At 71.7% G+C, this 18,847-nt stretch carries 22 protein-coding genes and 1 pseudogene; 10 read left to right on the plus strand and 13 right to left on the minus strand.

Features of this window, described 5'->3' with window-relative positions; genetic code table 11:
- Positions 1-132: 132 nt before the first annotated feature.
- Positions 133-456 (minus strand): hypothetical protein, encoded by a 324-nt coding sequence (locus tag ABT048_RS09405; RefSeq protein ID WP_350520731.1) that lies wholly within the window; start codon positions 454-456, stop codon positions 133-135.
- Between the two features lie 215 nt (positions 457-671).
- Entirely contained in the window at positions 672-1,748 is a 1,077-nt protein-coding gene (locus ABT048_RS09410) for a GlxA family transcriptional regulator (protein WP_502893989.1), read from the minus strand.
- Positions 1,749-1,931: 183 nt separating this feature from the next.
- On the opposite strand from ABT048_RS09410, the gene ABT048_RS09415 reads away from it, so the two are divergent.
- Positions 1,932-2,225, plus strand: a complete 294-nt coding sequence (locus tag ABT048_RS09415) for a DUF1330 domain-containing protein (protein ID WP_350520732.1) — start codon at positions 1,932-1,934, stop codon at positions 2,223-2,225.
- A gap of 118 nt (positions 2,226-2,343) precedes the next feature.
- Here ABT048_RS09415 and ABT048_RS09420 read toward each other — a convergent pair whose 3' ends face one another.
- Entirely contained in the window at positions 2,344-2,988 is a 645-nt protein-coding gene (locus tag ABT048_RS09420; protein ID WP_350520733.1) for a hypothetical protein, read from the minus strand.
- A gap of 146 nt (positions 2,989-3,134) precedes the next feature.
- On the opposite strand from ABT048_RS09420, the gene ABT048_RS09425 reads away from it, so the two are divergent.
- Positions 3,135-3,680 (plus strand): hypothetical protein, encoded by a 546-nt coding sequence (locus ABT048_RS09425; RefSeq protein ID WP_350520734.1) that lies wholly within the window; start codon positions 3,135-3,137, stop codon positions 3,678-3,680.
- 113 nt (positions 3,681-3,793) lie between these two features.
- A complete protein-coding gene (locus ABT048_RS09430; protein ID WP_350520735.1) occupies positions 3,794-4,198 on the plus strand; it encodes a hypothetical protein in 405 nt (134 codons plus the stop codon).
- A 117-nt stretch (positions 4,199-4,315) separates the two neighbouring features.
- On the opposite strand, the gene ABT048_RS09435 is transcribed toward ABT048_RS09430, so the two are convergent.
- On the minus strand, positions 4,316-5,701 hold the full coding sequence (locus ABT048_RS09435) for a nucleotidyl transferase AbiEii/AbiGii toxin family protein (RefSeq protein WP_350520736.1): 1,386 nt from the start codon (positions 5,699-5,701) through the stop codon (positions 4,316-4,318).
- Positions 5,698-6,444, minus strand: a complete 747-nt coding sequence (locus ABT048_RS09440) for a hypothetical protein (RefSeq protein WP_350520737.1) — start codon at positions 6,442-6,444, stop codon at positions 5,698-5,700. Before ABT048_RS09440 ends, ABT048_RS09435 begins: the two co-directional genes overlap by 4 nt.
- Before the next feature lie 266 nt (positions 6,445-6,710).
- Here ABT048_RS09440 and ABT048_RS09445 point away from each other — a divergent pair, with 266 nt between their 5' ends.
- Together ABT048_RS09445 and ABT048_RS09450 are read left to right on the plus strand one after the other, a co-directional pair.
- Positions 6,711-8,255, plus strand: a complete 1,545-nt coding sequence (locus tag ABT048_RS09445; RefSeq protein ID WP_350520738.1) for an MFS transporter — start codon at positions 6,711-6,713, stop codon at positions 8,253-8,255.
- On the plus strand, positions 8,252-8,947 hold the full coding sequence (locus ABT048_RS09450) for a TetR/AcrR family transcriptional regulator (protein ID WP_350520739.1): 696 nt from the start codon (positions 8,252-8,254) through the stop codon (positions 8,945-8,947). The genes ABT048_RS09445 and ABT048_RS09450 overlap by 4 nt, the downstream gene beginning before the upstream one ends.
- 65 nt (positions 8,948-9,012) lie before the next feature.
- Here ABT048_RS09450 and ABT048_RS09455 read toward each other — a convergent pair whose 3' ends face one another.
- Positions 9,013-9,639, minus strand: a complete 627-nt coding sequence (locus ABT048_RS09455; RefSeq protein WP_350520740.1) for a hypothetical protein — start codon at positions 9,637-9,639, stop codon at positions 9,013-9,015.
- 202 nt (positions 9,640-9,841) lie between these two features.
- Complete coding sequence (locus tag ABT048_RS09460; RefSeq protein WP_350520741.1) at positions 9,842-11,248, minus strand: M14 family metallopeptidase; 1,407 nt, start codon at positions 11,246-11,248, stop codon at positions 9,842-9,844.
- Positions 11,249-11,443: 195 nt separating this feature from the next.
- Here ABT048_RS09460 and ABT048_RS09465 point away from each other — a divergent pair.
- Positions 11,444-11,695, plus strand: a pseudogene (locus ABT048_RS09465) (transposase family protein); the annotation flags it as partial.
- A 13-nt stretch (positions 11,696-11,708) separates the two neighbouring features.
- On the opposite strand, the gene ABT048_RS09470 reads toward ABT048_RS09465, so the two are convergent.
- On the minus strand, positions 11,709-12,335 hold the full coding sequence (locus ABT048_RS09470) for an Imm43 family immunity protein (protein ID WP_350520742.1): 627 nt from the start codon (positions 12,333-12,335) through the stop codon (positions 11,709-11,711).
- Between the two features lie 205 nt (positions 12,336-12,540).
- On the opposite strand from ABT048_RS09470, the gene ABT048_RS09475 reads away from it, so the two are divergent.
- Positions 12,541-12,819 (plus strand): hypothetical protein, encoded by a 279-nt coding sequence (locus tag ABT048_RS09475; RefSeq protein ID WP_350520743.1) that lies wholly within the window; start codon positions 12,541-12,543, stop codon positions 12,817-12,819.
- Here ABT048_RS09475 and ABT048_RS09480 read toward each other — a convergent pair.
- Positions 12,732-13,244 (minus strand): DinB family protein, encoded by a 513-nt coding sequence (locus ABT048_RS09480; RefSeq protein ID WP_350520744.1) that lies wholly within the window; start codon positions 13,242-13,244, stop codon positions 12,732-12,734. The genes ABT048_RS09475 and ABT048_RS09480 overlap by 88 nt on opposite strands.
- A gap of 77 nt (positions 13,245-13,321) precedes the next feature.
- Entirely contained in the window at positions 13,322-13,783 is a 462-nt protein-coding gene (locus ABT048_RS09485; protein WP_350520745.1) for a nitroreductase family deazaflavin-dependent oxidoreductase, read from the minus strand.
- A gap of 276 nt (positions 13,784-14,059) precedes the next feature.
- Here ABT048_RS09485 and ABT048_RS09490 point away from each other — a divergent pair, with 276 nt between their 5' ends.
- Positions 14,060-14,761 carry a DUF4328 domain-containing protein gene (locus tag ABT048_RS09490; protein ID WP_350520746.1) on the plus strand — a complete coding sequence of 234 codons (702 nt, stop codon included), beginning with the start codon at positions 14,060-14,062 and terminating at the stop codon, positions 14,759-14,761.
- Between the two features lie 145 nt (positions 14,762-14,906).
- Here the strand turns inward: ABT048_RS09490 and ABT048_RS09495 are convergent, their stop codons facing one another.
- The 3 genes from ABT048_RS09495 to ABT048_RS09505 are packed head-to-tail and all read right to left on the minus strand — an operon-like array spanning position 14,907 to position 17,361.
- Complete coding sequence (locus tag ABT048_RS09495; RefSeq protein ID WP_350520747.1) at positions 14,907-15,380, minus strand: protease inhibitor I42 family protein; 474 nt, start codon at positions 15,378-15,380, stop codon at positions 14,907-14,909.
- On the minus strand, positions 15,377-15,766 hold the full coding sequence (locus ABT048_RS09500) for a hypothetical protein (protein WP_350520748.1): 390 nt from the start codon (positions 15,764-15,766) through the stop codon (positions 15,377-15,379). Before ABT048_RS09500 ends, ABT048_RS09495 begins: the two co-directional genes overlap by 4 nt.
- A 17-nt stretch (positions 15,767-15,783) precedes the next feature.
- Entirely contained in the window at positions 15,784-17,361 is a 1,578-nt protein-coding gene (locus tag ABT048_RS09505) for a peptidoglycan-binding protein (protein WP_350520749.1), read from the minus strand.
- Between the two features lie 404 nt (positions 17,362-17,765).
- On the opposite strand from ABT048_RS09505, the gene ABT048_RS09510 reads away from it, so the two are divergent.
- Together ABT048_RS09510 and ABT048_RS09515 are read left to right on the plus strand one after the other, a co-directional pair.
- Positions 17,766-18,314 (plus strand): hypothetical protein, encoded by a 549-nt coding sequence (locus tag ABT048_RS09510; RefSeq protein ID WP_350520750.1) that lies wholly within the window; start codon positions 17,766-17,768, stop codon positions 18,312-18,314.
- Between the two features lie 152 nt (positions 18,315-18,466).
- Positions 18,467-18,847, plus strand: coding sequence for a WXG100 family type VII secretion target (locus ABT048_RS09515; RefSeq protein WP_350520751.1), 381 nt, complete (start codon positions 18,467-18,469; stop codon positions 18,845-18,847).

An 18,847-nucleotide genomic window follows, 5' to 3' on the forward strand; every position in this document is an offset into this window, starting at 1 on the left:
CCCGGGGGGGGGGGGTGCCCGGCCGCCCCCGCGCCGCCGCCGCGGCGCCCCGGCCGCGGCCCGGGGGGGGGGCCCCCCCCCCCCGGGGGGCCGGGGGCGCCCCCCCCCCCCCGCTCCGAGGGATTGTTCCGGCTAATTCCTCTTGATCACTTTGCCCGCGTACCGGAATCCCTTGATGCTCGCCGGAGCGATCTTGAGCGCATTGGCGGCGATCGAGACGAGCATCTGCACGTTCTTCAGCGTCCCCTGCGTGTTGAACCCGTGAGCCTGGTGGTGGTCGTCGTGGATGTGGAGCGTGTGCTCCAGTGCCCCGTTGGCGTCGTAGATCTCCACGGTGTACTCGTGATAGTCGACCATGATGTCCCCCAATTCGACGGAGGTGCGTCCGCGGCGGAAATCAACGTAGCAGGCTGGAAGAATCGAGTCAGTATCGCCCGACTGGTGCGGAAGGTGCATTCACGGCGTACCGAGGGGCGCATTCGGGGGCGCATTCGGAAACCCCGGCCATTTGTGCCGTGAACATGACGGAGAATGCGGTCCGGACGGCTGCGCGGGTTTTGCCGAGGAATTCCTGACGTGCGCCGATCGATGTCGCCGACGGACGCAGCCGGGCGTCGTCGCCGCAACTGCGCGCCCGGGTCGCTTCGGTCGCTCGACCCCTCCCGGCTGCTTCAGGCGGGAACGGAGCCCGCCTCGCCGGTGGCCGGATCCGGGGCACGGAAAGTGCGACGGTACGCCGACGGGGCGACTCCGGCCTCCGCCGCGAGGTGCCGTCGCAGCGAGGTGGCGGTGGCGAATCCGACCTCGTGGGCGACGCGTTCCACCGGCAGATCGCTGGACTCCAGCAGGTGCCGGGCCCGCCGCAGCCGCTGCGAGATCAGCCAGCGGCCGGGGCTCAGACCGGTCTCCTCCTTGAAGCGCCGGGCGAAGGTACGGGTGCTCATCGCCGCGTGCGCGGCCAACTCGTCCAGCGACAGCGGTAGTTCGAGCCGCTGCAGGGCCCAGTCGCGGGTCGGCCCGGTGCCGGTGGCGCCCGTCGGCGGCAGTGGCCGCTCGATGTACTGTGCCTGCCCGCCGTCCCGGTACGGCGGCATGACGCAGAAGCGGGCGGCCTGGTTGGCGACCTCGGTGCCGTGGTCCTGGCGCAGCAGGTGCAGGCAGACGTCGAAGCCGCTGGCCGCCCCCGCCGAGGTCAACACGTCACCGTGGTCGACGAAGAGGACGTCGGTGTCGAGCTCGACCCGGGGGAACAGTTCCCGGAAGCGGTCGCTGAGCGCCCAGTGGGTGGTGGCCCGACGCCCGTCGAGGAGACCGGTGGCGGCCAGCAGGAAGGCACCGCTGCAGATCGACACCAGACGGGTGCCGGGCCGGACGCCGGACAGCGCATCCAGGGCCTTCGGGTCCGCGGCGGCGGCCGATCTCCCGGTGATCGCGTACCCGGGGATGATCACGGTGTCCGCCTCGGCCAGCACCTCGGGGCCGTGCCCGGGGGTGACGGTCAGGTCCGAGACGGTGCGCACGGGCTTCCCGTCCACGCTCGCGGTCACCACCTCGTAGCGGCCGCCGACGGAGCCCAGGACGTGTTGAGGGATGCCGAGTTCGAAGGGGTAGATCCCGTCGAGTGCGAGGACGACCACCTTGTGGGCGCCGGGCCGCGGTCCCGAGCGCAGCGCGCGATCCGGTTCGGTGGTGCGACCGGCTGGACCGCGGGCGCCGGGAGTACCGGGGGCTGCATGGTCGACGGGCATGGCGTGAATGTATCGGAGGCTGACCATTCCGCCATGGCCGGGGCCGACCCGACCGGCAAGGATCGAGGCACGACCTCGACGGAGACCCTTGAGAACCTCGACCTCCTGAGCCCCCGTCGGGATCGATCGATCCGAGTTGTCCATTCGCAGTCGGACGTGTCCGGCCGAGCACAGGAGGTTTCCATGGCCAAGGGCTACTGGGCCAGCGTCTACCCCGTCATTTCCGACCCCGAGAGCCTGACTGCCTACAACGAGCTGGCCGGGCCGGCCGTCCGGGCCGGCGGCGGGCGCGTCCTGTCCCGCGACGGTCGAGTGGTCGCCCACGAAGCCGGAATGGCCTCACGCGTCGTTCTGATCGAGTTCGACAGCTTCGAACAGGCCGTCGCGACACACGAGAGCGAGGCGTACCAGAAGGCGCTGGCGGCCCTCCCCGACGGCTTCGAGCGCGACTTCCGCATCGTCGAAGGCATCGACTGACAGCGATGATGTCCATGGTGACGCCGCCTGTGGGTCCGGCCCTTCGACCGACCGACGTCTCGACAGTCCTGTTTCGGATCTGTCGGCTCATCGGTGGCGTCACCACGCACGCGGCTGCCTAGTACTCCGGGCAGCCGTGCAGGAGTTCGGCGAAGGCCTCGCCGACGGCGCCGTAGGGGAGGATCCGCAGCGCGGTGTCGTAGTCCGAGGTGCTGATGACGTAGTACTCGGCGAGGTAGGAGAGGTCGTCCCAGGGCTCCCAGCTGTGGGCGCGCAGCAGGACCCGGCCGCAGCGGGTGCACTCGATCCACGGCACCAGGAGCAGGTCGGCGAGTTCCGGCTCGCGCCAGCCCGTCACCACCTCGACCCCGTCACCGCCGTCCGCACCGTCGCCGGCCGTACCGTCACCGGCCGTACCGTCGCCGCCACCGTCGTTCCCGCCACCGCCTGCACCCTGACCGTCGCCCGCAGCGCCGCCGAAGCCCTCCGCGTCGAGGAGCCGCACCGGGGCGGGCGCGCCGTCGTCCGGGCAGCGCAGGATGCCGGGCGTCAGCTGCTCGCGCCCGCCCCACTGCTCGGCGAGCACGGCTATCTGCGCCCGGTCCGCCCCGCCGATCGGGACCTGCCGGGCGAGCAGGCCCCCGACGAGCAGGTCGAGCCCGCACTCCTGCTCCCCGATCAGCCAGCAGTCCTTGACCTCCTCGCGCGCGGGCTCCGGCAGGAGATCGGCGATCCGGTACCAGAGGGCTTCGTCTGCGTCCATGGACCGGACCCTAACGCCCCCCACCGACAGTCCCCGGGCAGCCGTCGCATGACCCTTCCTCAGGATTCGCCTGACCCCGGGGCGGTGGACGGACTACGCTGCGAACGTGCAGTGTCACGTTTCGTAGCCGCCCGCGGAGGAGTCCCGTGTCATCGCCCTGCGACCCCCAGTTCGCTCCCGTCGGCGACGTGAGCGCCGCGCTCATGGTCGTCGACTCCCGGCTCAAGGCCGTCTACGACGGCAAGACGGGGACGGACTCCGAACAGGAGCGGATGATCAAGCAGTTCGCCGCGTCCCTCGGCGCCACGGGCCTCGACGAGCTGGTCGACGGCACGTGCACCCTCATCTACGTGTTCATGAACTGGCTGCGGGGAACGCTGGAGCGCCAGGAGCAGGACGTCGTGGAGTACGTGGTGCCCAGCCTGGTGGCCACGATGCGCATGATGCCCAGGACCTTCCGCCCCGAGGTCGTCCCCATCATGGCCGGTCTGCTCATCGCCGCGGGCACCGGCCTGAGCCCCTCCCTGTGGCGGGCGCAGTACGGGCCCTGGACCGGGGACGAGATGAACCCCCTGGAGGCCCTGGCCGTGCTGCTCGCCGAACACATCAACCGGGTCGCCGGCAACAACGACCACGGCTTCGCCACCCGCCTCGTCGCCGACGCCCTGTCCGAACTGGACGAGGAGGACTGACCGGGGAACGGAACCCGACGGCGACCGCGGCCGCGCACGGATTCTCCCGCCGTCCGGTGCAGCCCGGTGGCGTCGCCGCCGGGTGGATCGAGGATGATGGCGGGGTGTTGGTCATGGTGGAAGCAGTGCCGTCGGCCCCGGCGGAGCCGATGTTCGTTCGAGTGCGCTCGGCCGTCGGCAGCGCGGTGGTGATCTGGCGGGGAGCCGCCGAGGCGGTGGGCCGGGAGCACCATGTCGAGTGGACCGTGGACGAGGACATCGTCTGGGCCGGGAACGCCTGGCCGAGCCCGTCGGCCACGCCCGAGGTGCGCGAGGACGGCGATCACACGGTGCTGCGCGGGATCCTGAGCCTCGACGAGGACGGCGTGGCCGACCTGGACGTGGGGGGTGCGCTGATCATGTTCGAGATCGCCGAGGCCGGCGGCGGCCGCCCGCCACTGCCTGACGGTGTCGACGGGTCGTGGGTCGAGGTCCGGGTCGCACGGGACACCACCGCCGTCTGGCCCTACGAGCTCTGACCGTCGGCGGCCGGCGGTGGCAGCGCTGCATCGTCTCCCGTCCGGTCTCCGTCCGCACCGCTCTCGTGGCCGACACCACCGGCCACGGAAGCGGTGCGGAGCGGTGCCCCGTGACCGTCAGCCGTCGGCGTTGCCGTTGCCGTCGCTGTCGCTGTCGGCGTTGCCGTTGCCGTCGCTGTCGCTGTCGGCCTTGCCGTCGCTGTCACTGTCCGCCGCGCGGCCGCCCGTGAGCTCCACGGCGAAGCGGTCGGAGGCCTCCACCAGTCTGCGGGTCGCCCGGTCTGCCCGGTCCGAGCGGTCGGCGACGGCGCGGAAGGCGCCGTCGAGATCACCGTCCAGCAGCTCGCAGGTGATCACCAGGATGTTCTCCGCGGGCAGATGGTGCCGGTCCAGCCGCTGCTGGACCGCGTCCATGCCCTCACTCGCCAGCACGTCCCGCAGCTCCTCGGTCAACGGGGCCAGCCACCGGGCGCGCAGTGCGTACTCTCCGCGGTCGGCGAAGGTCGGGCGCAGCGCGGCGAGCAGCTCCGCCGGGTACTCCTCGACGGGCCCGGCGAACTGCGGGTAGTCCTTGGCGAACTCGTCCCAGTCGACGTACAGCCCGCTGATCTGCTGCGGGAGGAGCGGCCAGCGCGACCAGTTCTCGTCGGATCCGGTGAAGACCTGGCGCAGCAGGTCGTAGGGCGCCTCGGCGGTGCGCGAGAGCAGGATCGCGTCGTAGAGGTCCTTGCCCTGGGGGTGGTTGTCCGACACCAGCCAGAGGATCTTCCAGGCGAGGGAGAGCTGTGGCGTGGCGGCGAGCAGCGGGCCGGTGACGCCGGGGAGGCGGTAGGCCTCCGGTTCGACGGGCAGGTGCTCGGTGAAGACGAAGTCCAGCTGGACCGTCCCACCCGGGACGCCCGGCGCCGACCACGGCAGGACGAGCCTGCGCCCGGGAATCCTGCTGTACGTCCAGATCTCGTCACTGACCGCCTGGTCCGCGTGCAGCCGCACCGTCCCCGAGAGGCGTTCGGCGCCGGCGGCGAGCTCTTCGAGCATGCGGTCGGTTCGCTCGTCCTCCAGCTCCCACGCCACCGGCCGGACCACGAAGTCCAGGTCGCCCGGCTCCCGTGCCTGCTCCCCGTACCAGGCCCGCAGCAGGATGCTGCCGCGCAGCACCAGGTGGTCCGCCCACGGCGATTCGGCCACGGCGGACAGCACGGTGTTCAGCGCCTCGCGCCGCGCGGCGAGCCAGGGCTCGGCGAGTCCCGGGTCGGCGAAGGCCGGTTCGCTGGGCCGGAGGGCCATGCTGTACCCGGCGAGGGCGGGGTCGAAGACCGGCTGCTGGCTCACCGCCTCGTCGTCGATCGGACGGATGCTCCTGGGCAGGTCCCGGTCCTCGCGGACGTCCTCGGACGGCGGCCGCCTGGGCAGCACGACGCCCTGCCACGGGCCGTACTCCAGGTCCTCCCACCCCACGGGTGACTGCGGCTGCGATTGCGGCTGGGACTGGTCCCCGGTCATCTCGGCTCTCCCTCTCCGTACGGCCCGGCACCATGCCCGGGCTCGGCTATCCACCCCGCGTCCAGGGCCTCGTCGCTGTCCACGACGACGAACTCGCGCTCCACCGACACCACGTCGCGGCCGTCGTCCGCGAGGTCCCCCAGCAGCGCCTCCAGCCGGCGGCCCGCGGTGTCCAGGCCGACGAGGCGGCACCGCTGCGTCACGAACCACTCGCACCGGCCGTCCTCGCGCACCCGGCGCGGATTGCGCGACAGGTGCGCGGCGTGCCGGTCCACCAGCTCGGCGAGGCGGGCCCGCCCCCCGGCGTCCCCGCCCTCCTGGGCCGGGCCCGGGAGCAGCAGCTTGACGTGGTGTTCGAAGTACCGGCCGGCCCCGTGCCGTACGGCGTCCTCGTCCGAGGCAGGGACGCCCTCCGACCACGGCGTCGCCTCGATCTTCGCCCGCAGGACGGTGAACCCGGCCCGGTCCAGCCGGCCCGTGACGCGGGCGGTCTCCGCGGCGACCTCCTCCAGCGTGCCGCCGGCGCGCAGGGTGAGCATCGGCTGCGAGGGCGACGCACCGCGGTCCAGCAGGATGTGGGTGAACTTCAGGCCGTGGTCGTCGGCCCAGGCGGCCAGCGCGTCCGCGGCACCGGGCCCCACCGTCAGGTGCACCTCGAAGTCTCCCCGGACGTCGGGCGGATCGGACGGGACGGGCCGGGCGGTGGGCCGTGGGTCAGGACGAGTGGCGAGCGTGGCGAGCATGGGGAGCATCCTGCCAAGCGCCTCTGACAACGGCTCATGCCGCCGGCGCGCAGCGGTGCCCGACGGGAGGTGGGTGCCCCGCGCCGCGCCGCGCCGCGCCGCTCCGCCCCTGCTCCCTCCGGCCCGTCTCCCGGCGGCTCTCGCTACTGCCTCGACGCCGCCACCGCACCATGTCATCATGTGATGACATCATCTGGTGACATCGCCCGATGACATCAGTGCCGGGACCCCGGGCCACCGACCAACCGACGAAGGAGGACGCGTCCGTGCCAACCCCGACGGGCCTGCCGATACGACGTGAGCGGGCCCTGGTGCCCGTCCTGGTGTTCCTCAGCGCCGTGGTGGCGGTGATCAGCAGTCTCGGCGCACCGATGATCCCCACCATCGCGGCCGTCGACCACGTCTCACTCTCCGAGGCCCAGTGGTCGCTGACCATCACGATGCTGGTCGGGGCGGTCGCCACCCCGGTCCTGGGCCGTCTGGGAGACGGGCCGCACCGCCGTACGGTCACCCTCACCACCGCCGCCGCCGTCGTGGTCGGCAGCGTGCTGGCCGCGCTGCCGCTCGGCTTCGGCTGGCTGGTCACGGGGCGCGCGTTGCAGGGCCTCGGGCTCGGACTGACCCCACTGGCCATCGCCACCGCGCGGGACAGCCTGCCCGCCGCGGCCTCCCGCTCGACGGTCGCGCTGCTCTCCGTCACCACCGTCGCCGGCGTCGGCCTCGGCTACCCGATCACCGGCCTGATCGCCCAGGCCTTCGGCATTCACGCGGGCTTCTGGTTCGGCGCCGTGATCAGCGCCCTGGCCCTGCTGCTGGCCGCCCTGGTCCTGCCCTCGACGGCGGAGCGCGAGCGGCACCCGCTGGACGCGCTCGGCGCGGTGCTGCTCGGCCTGGCCCTGGTCGGCCTCCTGCTCGTGCTCAGCGAGGGCGAGACCTGGGGCTGGGGCAGCGCCCGGCTGTGGACGGTGGCGGTCGCCTCCGTCCTGCTGCTGGTCGGCTGGGTGTGGCACGAGCTGCGCACCGCCCACCCGCTGGTCGACCTGCGCGCGCTGCGCAACCCCGTCGTCCTGACCGCGGACGTGGCCGGCCTGGTCGCGGGCGTCGGGATGTACCTGCTGATGTCGCTGGTGATCCGCTACGTGCAGACCCCGACCGCCACCGGCTACGGCCTCGGCGCCTCGGTGGTGGTCGCCGGCCTCGTCCTGGTGCCGTTCTCGGCGGTCAGCCTGCTGTCCGGCAAGGTGGTCCCCGGCCTCGCCCGGCGCACGTCCTCCGCCCTGGTGCTGCCGCTGGGCTGCGCGGTCTCGCTCGTCTCGATGCTGTTCTTCCTGTTCGCCCGCGACCACCTCTGGCAGCTCCTGGTGGTGATGGGCATCGCCGGACTGGGCGTCGGCTGCACCTTCGCCGTGATGCCGGGGCTGATCGTCAACGCGGTGCCCGCCCACGAGGTCGGCAGTTCGGTCAGCTTCAACCAGGTGCTGCGCTACATCGGCTACTCCACCGGCAGCGCGCTGTGCGGCGCCGTGCTCCAGGCCCACACCGAGCCGGGCCGGCAGCTGCCCGGCGACAGCGGCTACCGGGACGCGGCCCTGATCGGCTGCGCGGTGTGGGTGGTGATCGGCCTGGCTACGATCGTCCTGCCGCGGCTCGGTGCCGCGGCCGCCGCCCGCCCGGGCGCGCGCGTGGACGACGAACTGGTCCCGGACGGGGAACCGGTCGTGGACGAGGAGCTGATCGTGGAGGAGAGCATCGCCGACGGCGTGGCCGGCGAGAGCGAGGTGCCCACGCGGCGGGCCGGAGCCGACCGGTGACCGACGAAACCCCTTCGGCCGACCGGTCCGCCCCTGACACCGACCGGTCCGTCCCTGCCGCCGACCGGTCCGTCCCCGTCACGGACGGCGGCGTGCCGGAGAGCGCGGCAGCGGAAGCCGCGGCACCGGCGGCCGCCGCACCCCGGCGCCGGGACGCCGCCCGCAGCCGGGAGCTCCTCGTCCAGGCGGCGCTGGAACTCTTCGCCGAGCGCGGATTCGAACGCACCACCACCCGCGAGATCGGCGAACGGGCCGGCGTCGACCCGGCCCTGATCGCCCGGTACTTCGGCGGCAAGACGCAGCTCTACCTGGCCACCGTACGGGTCGAGCTGGGCGGCGCGGCACCGGCCGACCTCCTGGTGGAGGACCGGCTGCGCCACCTGCTGGAGCGCTTCTCCCAGCGCGGCCCCGGCCCGACCTTCCAGGCCGCCGTGCTACCCGGCGACAACACCGAGGTGCAGCAGGAAGCCCGCGCCTACCTCCGCAAGCGGCTGGTCCAGCCCCTGCACGACCGCTTCACCGCCGAGCAGGTCGACCGGCCGCAGCTGCGGGCCGAACTGGCGGCGGCCGCGTTCGTCGGGGTCATCCTGGCCCGCTCGGGCGGTGCCTTCGACGAACTCGCCGCCGCCGACCCCGAGGACCTGCTCCCCCTCCTGTCCGACCTGCTCGCCGCGAGCCGCCCCGCCCGGTAGGCCCCCGCCCGGTGGTCCGCCCCCGACCCGCCGTCGGCCGCTCCCGTCCCGGAGCGGCCGACGGCTCATTCCCGCACGGCGACGGCCTCCGCGAGCGGGGCGAACAGCAGCGCCCAGTTGCCGGGCAGGTGCGTCACCGCGGACGCGACGTAGCAGCGGACGACCGTCCACTCGTCCGACCGGCCGTCCTCCCCCGGCGCCCCGCCCTCCCCGAGGGCCCGCAGGCATTCGTCGACGCACTCCGCGAGGTCGTCCTCGTCGAACCCCAGTCGCGCGCAGGCCTGCCGGGCCTCCGGCGGCAGGGGGAACGCGTCGTCCCACTCACCGGCCGCGTCCAGCAGGTAGAGCAGGTGGCTCCCGGGTCCGGGCAGGTCGGCGCGCAGGTCCGCCGTGGTGAACTCCCGCTCGGCGTTCCGCGACACCAGCCCCGACGTCCCGACCGCGTCGGCGACGAGGTCCGCCCAGTAGGCCTCGCCGTGGCGGCCGTCGGTCTGCCGCATGTGCTCGGCGGCGAAGGCCGCCATCGCGCCCGGGTCGTCGATCAGCGGTGAGACGACCAGGTCGCTCCGGTAGTCGAAGCCGAAGTAGTGGCGCCGCCCGTCGAGGGTGAGTGACTCGATCCCGCCCACGTGGCCGACCCGCCCGGGCAGCGGACCGAAGCGCTCGGCACCTACGGCACGTTCCTGTTCCATGCGGCACACCGTACGGGCCGTCACCGACACCGGCCGCCGGCAGGCCGCGAGGCCGCACGTGGTGTCCAGGACGGCCGGGCTCCTTAGGCTCCGCCACGAGGGCCGCGAACGCCGTGGTGCCCGGACCGTTCGGCGGTCCGGGCACGACCCGTACGGAGACGGGCAGGTGGGCGGTCGGTCAGGCAGCCCGTCAGGCGGTCGGTCAGGCGGGGATGCCGCAGTACTGCTGCTGCTTGCCGATCGCGCGGTAGACGCAGTCCGCCGTCTCCACCAGGCGCAGGACCGCTTCGCGGTTGCGGCTGGTCTCACGGCCGATGACCTCGTCGGGCGGGTAGAAGCCGCCGCCGCTGCCGCTCGGACCGGGGTACATCTCGAAGGTGTAGGCGAAGACCCGCTGGGTGCCCCACAGCCAGTCGTCGATGGCGCCGTCGGTGATGTAGAGGTCGCTGGACTGCTCGGGCGTGTAGCCGTTGGTGGAGGCCATGGTGCGGCCGAGGGTGGCGAAGGTGTTGTACTCGTCGGCGGTCATGCCGGTGGGGGTGTCGGCGGTGGTCCAGCCGAACGGCCAGAGCACCAGTTGGCTGTAGGTGTGGAAGTCGATGGCGGCCGTGATCTGCTGCTTGCCGCCGACGATCCGGCTGCGGACGAAGTCGGCGACCACCTTGGTCTCCTTGGCCGACTCCGGCGCGCTGCCCCGGTAGGTCTCGTTGGAGGTGGAGCCGGAGGAGCCGCCGCAGCAGCCCCACTTGTAGTCCCAGTTGCGGTTGAGGTCGGTGCCGACGCTGTTGCTGCCGGGGTTCGGCTGGCGGTCCTTGCGCCAGCTGCGGTAGCGGCCGGTGGCGATGTCGTACTCGCCGCCGTCCGGGTTGAGGTCCGGGATCACCCAGATCTCGCGGCTGTTGACGGCGTTGGCGATACGGCTGTCGGTGGCGTACTTGTCGCCGAACTCGTGCAGCAGGTAGAGCGCCATCTCGACGGTGAGGTGCTCGCGCGCGTGCTGGTGGGCGGTGAACAGCACCTCGGGCTCGTTCTCGTCGGTGCCGACGTTGTCGCTGATCTTCACCGCGACGATCGGCCGGCCCTCGTACGAGGTGCCGATGACGCGCTTGCTCATGATGTCGGGGTGCGCGGCGACGACGGCGTCGATGTCGGCCGTGGCCTCGGCGTAGTTGTGGTAGCCGGAGTCGGCCTGCGGGAAGTCGTAGGCCACGCCGGGCGCTCCGTCGGTGCCGGCCCCGAGGCCGTAGCGGGGGCCGGGCAGGGCGACCGGCGACCAGCCGAGCGCGCGCAGCCGGTCGGCCTCGGCCGGGTCGGCGGTGACCACGACGGCGTCGGGCAGGACGGCGTCGACGGAGGCGCCGGTCGCGGCGACGGCGGTGCGTTCGGCGACCGTGCGCGGTCCGTCGATCCGGTACTGCCGAGCGGTGTCGGTGCCGGCGTTGTCGGTGCCGGTGAGGGTGTTGTCGGTGCCGGTGTCCGCGGCGGTGGCGGACGCGGGCACCGACGGGCGGTCGGGGGAGGCCGCCCGGGCGGTGATCGGGGTGGCGAGGGCGAGAGCCAGCAGGACGGCGGTGGCCGCGGCGGGCTTCCCTCGGCGGGGCAGTCGCATGACTGTCCTCCTGTGGGGGTCCGTGGGGGCGGAACGGTGGAGGAGGTTCGGCGCGCGCCAGCTTGATGGTCCGTCAGTGTCATGCGTTCGTCAAGACATCGGAAAGACCGATTCCCCGGCTCGCGCGGATCCCGTGGTCGCAGTGGCGCCCGCGCGATGACGGGGCAGCAGGCGTCGCCCGCCGGATGGGATTTCGTCGGCAGAACGACCATCATCGCCGACGGCGGCTACCCGGGCACCGACGCCTGGTCATCCCGCACCGCCGGCCCCGCGGAGGAGAACCGACCGAGTGGCACGTCGAGCACAACCGTGAGCCCAAGCGGGTCCAGGCCGCGAGTCGAGCACGTCTGCGCGCGCCTGAAGACTGGAAGATCCTGCGCGCCTGCCGACTCACGGGGCGGCGGAGGCCACCACGCGATCCTCGGCATCGCCCGACTCCACAACCTGCCCCAGGAAGCGGTCATGCACCTTGGATGCGCCCGATCTCGGGGAGCTCGACGAACTCGACCCCCCTCGCCCCGAACTGCCTCGCGGTTTCGGCGAACCTCTCCGAGCAGAAGGCGATACCCAGGAGCGCGACGCAGTCGATGAAGAACAGGTCGCGCTCCGGTGACTTCCTGAACCTGAGCTCCCAGACCTTCTTGATCTGACCGTCGGGGCGGAAGTCGATCTTCGACCTCTCAAGGTCGACCACGTCCTCGACCTTCAGCAACTCGGCCCGGGGGAACTTCACGAAGAAATAGTCCTTCGCCGATCTCGGATCGCCCTTGGTGGACACCGTGTGCAGCTTCGCGGCCTGCCAGTTGCCGGTGTCGGTGGACTGCATCAGGGACAGGAAGTCGCCGCTGACGACGTGCCCGCCGAAGGCCGTGTGGAAGTCGAAGTCGTAGGCCCGGCCCTTCGTGATCAGCCACAGCTCCGGCGGGAGGTCGGCCGGCGGCGCGTGGCCCACGGCGTAGTGCCAGGCGTACTGCATCGGCTTGTCGTAGCCGTCGTCGGAGAACTCCTCATGGATGACTCCGTTCAGGAAGACGGGGCAGCGGGCCTCTTCCTTGTATGCGAGCGCGAAGTGCAAGACGTCCACCATCGTTCATCAGCCAGACGCGGGGTCACCGTTCCGCCGCCGCCATCGGCCTAGGAACGGAGCTCCTGCTGGAACCGTATCGACCGAGATCACTGTTCGCCAGGAGCTCCGTGGGTGCTCAGTCTGTCATCTCTCGTGAGGTCGTGGTTGCCGCAGGGGCGTTCGCGCCCGGCCGTCTCGGCGAGTTGACCCGCTTGTCCCGTTCGAGATGGTCGACGAGGCGCCGGCGCAGACCGGCAGGGTGCAGGCCCGGGTCCGGAATCTGCCGTCGCGGGTGGTGGTGGTGTATCTGCTGCCGGTCCTTCGCCGCTGCGGTGACGGCTCCTACCGGCACGATCGTGGTCCGGACCTCGGGCGGGTGGAGGCTGCGCAGGTAGCGGCAGAACTCCAGGAACCTCGCTATACGCCGGTGGCGCCGTCGATGCGTTCCCTGACCAGGTCGGCGTGGCCGTTGTGGCGGGCGTACTCCTCGATCATGTGGACGTAGATCCAGCGGAGGCTGACGTCCTGTTCCATGAAGCGGCCGGTGTCGGCCAGAGCACGGCCGGCGCAGTGCTCGCGGGCGCGGGCGATTTCCGTGTGCCAGGTGGCGAGAGCATCGCGCAGGGTGGCGCCCTCGGGCAGATCGAAGCCGCCGTCGGGACCATCCGGGTCAGCCTCTGGGGCGTAGATGGGCGGGGCCTGTTCTCCGGCGAACACCCTGCGGAACCAGTTCCGCTCCACCTCCGCCATGTGCCGGACGAGACCGGTCAGCGTGAAGCCGGACGGCGGCACGGACGCGACGGCAGCCTGCTCGTCGTCCAGGCCCTCGCACTTCATGGCGAGTGTTGCGCGATGAAAGTCGAGCCAGCTTTCGAGCGTGGTGCGCTCGTCGGCGTTCAGGGGCGGCAGAGGGCGTTCGTTAGTGGTCACCCGGTCGATTATCGTCACCGGCCGACCCTGTCACGCGACCCGATCAACCTTCGACGGCACGCGGTCAAGGTTCGGTGTCACAGGACAGGCGGGTCCTGGGGGTGGGGTTCGAGGACGAGGACCGGGATCACGCGGTCGGCCTTCTCCTGGTACTCGGCGTACGGCGGGTACGCGGCGACCGCGCGCTGCCACCACTGCGCCTTCTCGTCCCCGGTGACCTCACGGGCCGTCATGCGCCGCCGTTCGGGGCCGTCCTGGAGCTCCACCTGCGGCTCGGCCTTGAGGTTGAAGTACCAGTCCGGGTGGCGCGGGAAGCCGCCCTTCGAGGCCACCGCCGCGTACCGCCCCTCGTGCTCCACGCGCATCAGTGGAATCTTGCGGATCCTGCCGCTCTTCGCGCCGCGCATCGTGACGATGACGACCGGCAGGCCGGTGTCCCAGAGCGTCGTCCCCTGCGTGCCGCCCGAACTCTCGTACAGCTCGACCTGTTCGCGCACCCACTGTGCCGGACTCGGATCGTACTCGCCCTCAAGAGGCATCGCCGTCACCCCGTTGTCGTGTACGGATTGTGCCGGGACAGTCCAGCACAGGCGCCGCGCGATGGGGAGGGCGCCATTGCCGCTCCGCCGACAACTTCAAGCGAATGGCTGGGATGTCCGGGACGCGGGCCGCCGGGCGCGCCGCCCGTGCCGCGCACCGCCCGTGCCTCCGGCCTGCGCGGTGACACCGGTCCCCGAAATGGACTGGTGCGAACGAATGTCCAGGCCCTAAGGTGTCGCTCCGCCATTCCGGTCCGTTCCTGGAGCCTTTCACCGATGCCTTCACCCGCCGTGTACCGCTCGCCGCGAGCCGCCTCCATCGCCGCCACCGCGCTGCTCGCCGCAACGTGCGCCACGATGCTGTTCTCACTCGTCGCCGACTTCCGCATGTACCAGGCGGCCGGGGACCTCGCCACCGACACCGAACTGGTCGACGACGCCACGCTCAACGCCGTGGACCAGCTCCGCGACAACGCGAGCACGATCCACATGCTGGTCCTGGTGGCCTCGGGTGCGGCGTTCATCACCTGGTTCTACCGGGTGCGGGTGAATGCCGAGACACTGGACCCGCACGGGCACCGGTACAGGCGGGGCTGGGCGATCGGCGGCTGGTTCACTCCCGTGGCCGCACTCTGGTTCCCCCGGCAGATCGCCGGCGACATCTGGCAGGCCGGTGCCCGCCCGGACGGGTCGGGGGTGCGCCCACCGCTCCCGCAGACCCTGCTCAACCTCTGGTGGGGCACCTTCCTGGCGGCCGGCGTGGTCGACCGGATCGGCGCCCAGTACAACGCGAAGGCCGAGTTCCCGGACACCTACCAGCAGTCCGTCCTCTGGCTGACCGCCTCCGACCTGCTCGAAGTGGCCGCCGCGGTCTTCGCCGTCCTGATGGTCCGCAAGCTGACGGGCATGCAGGAGCAGCGCTTCGCCGAGTCCGCCGCCGGGGCGTACGGGGTGTCCGCGGCGACCGTCCGGAGCTGAAGCCGCGCCGCCGGAGCACCGGCCGCGCGCGAGGCCGCCGTCAGGCCTCAGCCGTCAGGCCTCAGCCGTCAGGCCTCAGCCGTCAGCCGTCAGGCCTCAGCCGTCAGGCCTCAGCCGTCAGGCCTCAGCCGTCAGGCCTCAGGCGTCAGGCGACCCGGACGGTGAACTGGCGCCTGGCCTGCGCGGGCCCGCCGGAGAACGTCATGCCGTCCTGGTCGCGGTAGTCGACGTGCAGAGTGACGGTGGTGCGGCCGGGGTTCGGGGCGGCGCGGAAGACGAAGTAGTAGTGGCCGCCCGAGCCGAGGGCGCCGATCTCGCCGGAGTCGAGCAGGTCCCCGACGCCGAAGTCCCGGACGTACTCGTCGCCGACGGTCTGCACCACCGCGGCGTCGGGCGCCGGATCGGCCACGGACCAGATGTCGCCGGCCATCTGGTACGCGCCCACCTCGATCGAGAAGAGCTCGCCCGGTCGGACGGTGATCTCGCCCGTGGTCGCCGTGACCACCGTGCCGTGGTCGAGCTTGCCGGTCGTCATCCGGTGGATCGCCACCGCGCCCGCCGTGCCCACGACGGCGAGCACTGCGACCAGCACGAGGAGAATCCGCTGCCACTTCTTCACGAGGTCGCCTCCCGGTGGGTGACCCGCAGGGCCAGGACGGTGGCCACGGCGTCCAGCCAGCGGGCGACCAGCAGGTCCCCGGTCGGATCGCCGACGACCATCGAGGCGGCCTCCAGCCAGCCGCGCGCCACCGCCGCCGCGGGGCCGGGCAGCGGCTCGGGCAGCGGCGCGGCGTAGCGGGTGCCGCCGGAGCGGACCACCTCGCCGAGGAAGACCAGGGCGCGCGGCAGGACACCGAGCCGGTCGACGGTGATCGCGGCGGCCACCGCGCCGTCGCCGAACAGCGTGGCGCGGTGCGGGCCGGCGGCCGGCAGGCCGAAGCGCAGCAGCACCTCGACGTCCAGCTCGGCCAGCCGGGCGTCGCTCATGGGCTGGGGTGTGCTCAACTCTGCTCCTTGCCGGTTCACTTGGGCATGCTGACGTTGTTGGCGACGGGCAGCCGGCCCTTGGTCGCGCCGCCCATGTGGTTGTGGATGAAGTCGTCCTCGCTGACCCACACGGTGTAGCCCCAGGGGTTGTAGATCTCCAGCTGGTCGCCCCGGTGCCCGATGATCATCATCTGGTGACGGCTCGGCACGAGCCAGGTGTCCTCCTTGACCTCGATCGGCACCGGCTTGCCCTGGTCCACCGCCGCTTCGACCCGGGCCAGCACGTCCTTGCGCTGATCCGCGCCCTCCAGGTCCACGGTGTGGTACTCGGTGCCGGTGTGCTTGCCGATCTCGTCGTCGGCGACGTCCGTGGACTCCCAGGACGTCATCCCGTCCCTCATCCGGTGCCACCAGCCGCGGGTGTCGTAGACGCGGTTCGTCTCCTGGTCCCAACGTTCCTTCGCGGCCTTGCCGTTGTCGTACTGCGGGTCGCCGGGGTGCCCGCCGGTGGTGAGCTGGAAGGCGAACAGCGGGTCGACGAGCGCCCGGGCGGTCACCGTCGAGGCGGCCACGCAGGTCCCGTGGTTGCCCTGGGTCCACTGGACGCCCTGGTAGCCGGTGTCCCTGGTCTGGGACGAGGTCGCGTCGAGCTGCACCGGGGAGATCCGCTCGGCCAGCCAGCCAGGACTGTCGGCGTGCTCGTGGATCAGGTCGTCGAAGGCCTTGACCTCGTCGTAGCCGTGCCCGGCGGCCAGCGCCTTCATCAGGTAGGCGCGCTCCTCGGGGGACTTGCTGCCGGCCAGCAGCTGGTCGAAGCGGGCCCGGTCGGCCTCGCTCATCCTGTCCATGAACTGGCCGGCCCTGGTGACGTCGGTGGCCGTGAGGATGCTGCCGTACCTCTGGTTCCCGGCCGTGGCGGCGTCGGCCAGGACCAGCTTGTCGGCCGCCCCCAGGCCCTTGTTCGTGAACTTGCCCGCCAGCGCCTTGCCCGCCAGCGCGTTCAGCTCGCGGGCGGCCGCGCGGCCGGCGGTCTCGGCCTTCACCGCCGCGTCGAAGATCGACTTGATGCCGTCCTTCGCCTTCGCGTGCGCGGTGTGCATGGTGTCGTCGTCCCAGTGGACGAGGTCGGGCGCGCCGGCGACGGTGATCTCGTGCAGCAGGCTCAGCGCCTCGCCCAGCGGCGCGGCCCCCTGCCCGTGCAGGGCCTGCGCCTCGCTCAGCGCGGTGGCCAGCGTCGTGAGGTGCAGCCGCCCCTGGCCCAGCGCGTCACGACAGTGCGTCAGGTCGTCGGCGGAGGCCTTGACCACCTCGGCGGCCTTCTCCCCGACCTGGCCGGTCCAGGCGTCGGGCAGGTGCTGGGAGCCGACGCGTTCCACCTTCATCTGGATCTCGTCGATCTGCCCGACCGCCGTGGTGTAGGCGGCCGCGAGTTCGCCGAGCTTGCCCGCGTCCCCCTTCGGGGCGGCGAGCTGAAGGGCGTCGTGGACGGCGTACTTGAGATCACCGGCGCCCCACATGCCGTGCGACTCATCGATCGTCTTCTTCAACCGCTCGGCCTGCTGGCGCTGACTACCCGGCTTCTCCCCCAGCGGGTGCGCATCGTGGTCGGGCACCGTCAGGCCCCCTGCCGCCGGTACTGCCGCCGGTGCTGCCGGCCGGCACCCGGGCCCGTCCCGGAACCGTCGCTGTCCATGACATCTCCCCCGATATCCCGTCATGCGGTCCGAAGACCGCCGGACAGCATAGCGGCCGGCCCGGACCCCTCCGACCTGCAGGAACACCACGTCGGAGGGTGTGCGCACAACGGGCGCACAACGCGCGCACAACCCGACGGATCCCCCCGGAACGATCACAGGATCCCGCCCCCACCCGGCGGCCCGACCCCTCAGCCGCCCGGCCGACGACCGCCCGGAGCCCCATCGATTCCCACCCGAATCCGTTCGACGACCCGTTAATATCCGACATCAAATGATCCCGGAACCGGGCAGTACGCCGGCCCGGCAGCAATGGGGGATACATGGCGGCTTCTGATGCAGTCTCGGAGTTCGAGCTCGATACGGGCGCCCGCCTACGCTGCACCAATGCCGCGCGGTTGGCGCTGCCGACCGTCGCCGCCCTCCTGATGGCCACCTCCTGCGCCGGCACAGACGACAGCCCGACGATCACCCTTCAGCAGGCGAAACAGAAGACCGAGGCGTACTTTGCCGACACCTTCGCCGCCCTCCCCCAGCCGGTGACCGCCGTCACCGACCGCGACAACGGCGCCTACTGCTTCAAGAACGACGCCCCCTCGGAAGAGGACGGCCGGATGACGGCCGTGACGTCGCGCTACCTGCGGGGCATCCCGGCCGACCAGCATGCTGCGACCTTCAACGCCTTCCGGGACCACCTCACCGCTGCCGGGTTCAAAGTCACCAGCAGCCGACCTGACAACATCTCGCTCGACAATCCGAAAGACGGATTCAGCGCCTCCATCTACGACGGCGGCGAGTGGACCACAACCCTGACCATCGGATTCACCTCCCCCTGTGTCTGGCCCCACGGCACCAAGCCACCGACTCCGTGACACGGTCCGATCGAGCCCGATCGATACTCGCCCCCTATAGATCAATGATCCGTTAATATCCAAAACTGAAAGCTCTCGGAACCGGGCAGGACGCCGGGCCCGGGACACGGGGGGACAACGGGGGGAAGAACGTGGCAGATCCTGATGCCGGCTTGCAGTTCAAGGTCAATCCGGCCGAACTGGACGGCTGCGGACAGAGTGCGCAGCACATCGGCGGTCTGATACCGGGTGAGACGTCGAAGCTCGCAGAGCCGTGCAACCAGGCTGCGGGCACTCTGCAGGGGTGGCTGACGGCCGCGGCGGTGCGGGACTGCGGCACCAACTGGAAGACGCTGCTGGACAAGCTCGCCGGCGACATGGGCGACGTCGGCACCAAACTCGGCACGACAGCCACCTATTACCGTCAGGTCGAGAAGGACGTCCACCAGAGCATGCGGAACCCGGCCGCGCCGGTGCCTGACGAGCCGGACCCGTTCGGCACGGCCGTCGTCCCGGGCCCCGTGAAGCCCTCCAGCGCGAAGGCCACGGAGTAG

The organism is Kitasatospora sp. NPDC096140 (genome assembly GCF_040303045.1).
Lineage (GTDB): Bacteria > Actinomycetota > Actinomycetes > Streptomycetales > Streptomycetaceae > Kitasatospora.